4 protein-coding genes are annotated in these 2,285 nt (G+C 57.7%); all 4 read left to right on the top strand.

Features of this window, described 5'->3' with window-relative positions; genetic code table 11:
• Positions 1-1,174: TonB-dependent receptor domain-containing protein (locus tag A3754_RS19945; protein WP_156497108.1), on the top strand; the 1,174-nt coding region annotated here is incomplete at its 5' end.
• Positions 1,175-1,228: 54 nt separating this feature from the next.
• Positions 1,229-1,489, top strand: coding sequence for a hypothetical protein (locus A3754_RS26760; protein ID WP_156497107.1), 261 nt, complete (start codon positions 1,229-1,231; stop codon positions 1,487-1,489).
• Positions 1,489-1,794, top strand: a complete 306-nt coding sequence (locus A3754_RS19940) for a hypothetical protein (RefSeq protein WP_063521088.1) — start codon at positions 1,489-1,491, stop codon at positions 1,792-1,794. The genes A3754_RS26760 and A3754_RS19940 overlap by 1 nt, the downstream gene beginning before the upstream one ends.
• 1 nt (position 1,795) lies before the next feature.
• The coding region (locus A3754_RS19935) for a PepSY-associated TM helix domain-containing protein (protein WP_197468739.1) at positions 1,796-2,285 on the top strand (490 nt) is incomplete at its 3' end.

Below are 2,285 nucleotides of genomic sequence, written 5' to 3'. Positions count from 1 at the left end.
CGCGGTTCGTGGTGAAGGCGATCTGGACAGCATTGCGGTGGATAACCAGTTCAAGGTGGTCTTCAACACCGGTGAAATGCGCCACAGCATGCTTATGGGTCTGGACTACCTGAGCACTGACTGGACCCATGACCGTTATCTGGTCTGGCCAATGGTAGGTGGCCCGGTAGCTCCGATAGACGTGTTTGATCCTGTATACAGTGGTGCTGCGGGCTTTGAAGATGCACTGATTCCACAAATTCTTACCGATGTAAGCGACGAGCAGATTGGGGTGTATCTGCAGGATATGATTGCGCTGGATAACTGGCGTTTCACTTTGGGAGGGCGTCAGGACTTTTTTGATTACGAAGCTGATCAGGGAAACATGAATCGTGCCGCACCCGGTACCGTCACCCGCTCTCGTGATTCAGCCGACGATGAGGCCTTCACCTGGCGTGCCGGTGCAACTTACCTGTTCGACAATGGCGCGGCTCCTTACGCCAGTTACGCCACATCGTTTGAACCACTGACCGGTTTTGATACCAGCGAAAGTCCCTTTGAACCGTCCGAAGGCGAGCAGTTCGAATTGGGCGTCAAGTATCAGCCACCGCGCAGCAACAGCCTGGTCACCCTGTCTGTGTTCGATCTTACCCAGACCAACCTGGTGGTGTCTGATCCCAACCCGCCGGTTTCCGCTGCCTGTAATGCGGATAATTCCTGCCGACGCCAAACCGGAGAAACCCAAACCCGGGGTGTGGAGCTGGAAGGCAAGGCCTGGCAGGAAGATGGGCTCAGCGTGACGGTGAGCTACACCTATCTGGATGCAGAAATTACCAAGGAAACGGACGCAACCTTGAAGGGCAACGACAAGGAATATGTGCCCAGGAATAGCGCGGCCCTGTGGTTGGACTACAAGTGGCAACAAGGTTTCCTGCGCGGTCTGGGGCTGGGGGCCGGTGCACGGTTCACCGACAGCCTGTATGGCGATGCAGCCAACAGCTACAAAGTGGACAGCTACACCCTGTATGACGCCTCCGTGCGTTATGACATGCGCTACGTCGGCCTCGATGGCGTCATGTTATCCCTGACGGGACGTAATTTGGCGGACGAGGAATTCCTCAGCTCCTGTAGCCAATATGGCTGTTCCTACGGCACCGCTCGCCATGTAACGGCGGGGGTCAGCTACCGCTGGTAAACCATCAGCCGGCCCGCCATTGAGCGCGGGCCGGCCTGATTGGATGGACAGGTTATGACATACCTTTTAACCGGTCTCGCCACGTTGGGTGCGGGCCTTTTCTTTTATCTGACGCTGAATAATCAGCAATGGTTAAAGCAGCCATTGTCGTCGCGCTGCCGACCGTTGGCGTTAGTCGTCCTCGTCGCCAGCGTCGCGGGGTGGATGTTTCTCATGGATAGCAAAGCCGGTTTCTTTGCGGTGCTGGTGGTGTTGATGCTGGTGTTTGGCACGTTACCGTTGCTGTCGCTGCTGAAAACCGGGGAGGGGAAATAATGGCCAAGCCCAAAACGCCGGCGATACAACCGGACTGGATCAGCAAAACGCTCGCCGGTGCCCTGTTGGGCTTCGCGCTGGCGGTGGCCATTAGTGGTCTGTTTGCCTGGTGGGGCCCCGGGGGCATAGGGGCGCCGGACAAGGTGCAGTTCAATATGTGGGCGATCTCTCTCTACTGGATGACCGTATGGAGCCTGGTCTACCTGTTCCGCACTGGGCTGCGTGCCTGGTTGGTACTGGGCAGCGCCACAACGGCAGCCCATGTTGCCTTGTTTATTACACCGCAGATTCTTGGGGCTGCCTGACATGCGTGCGGATATCATCAAGACCTACAAAACCCTCCATACTTGGACGGGCCTGATTGCCGGCATGGCGCTTTTTATCTGTTTCTTTGCCGGTGCCATGACCATGTTCAAGGGGACGCTGGATCGCTGGGCAACACCGCCTGGTGCTCAAGCCCAGTGGGTGGCGGGGGATCAGTGGTTACTGTTGATGCAGAAAACCCTGGCAGCCCATCCAGAAGCGGCAAAGGGTTTTACCCTGCACCTGCAGCCCAGCGAGAATATTGGCGCGCCACTGGTGTGGGATGCCAACCCGGAACGCTCCCGTTTCGACCCCCAGGCGCCCTGGGGGGCTACCCTGGATGAACAGGGCGAATTGGTAACCGCACCGTTCAGCACCTCGCCCATGGCCAACCTGGTGGACATGCTCCACCAGACAGCCGGGATTCCGGGAGACGGGCATCATCTGTTCGGGGTCTATGTGATGGGAGCCATCGGCGTGGTGTATGCACTGG

The sequence above is a fragment of the Alcanivorax sp. HI0083 genome (genome assembly GCF_001635175.1).
This window is presented reverse-complemented; position numbering and strand designations above follow the sequence as displayed.

Bases quoted from the DNA above. Each gene is read 5' to 3' on its own strand.
- A3754_RS26760 (WP_156497107.1), top strand. From the start codon at position 1,229: ATGACATACCTTTTAACCGGTCTCGCCACGTTGGGTGCGGGCCTTTTC.
- A3754_RS19940 (WP_063521088.1), top strand. From the start codon at position 1,489: ATGGCCAAGCCCAAAACGCCGGCGATACAACCGGACTGGATCAGCAAA.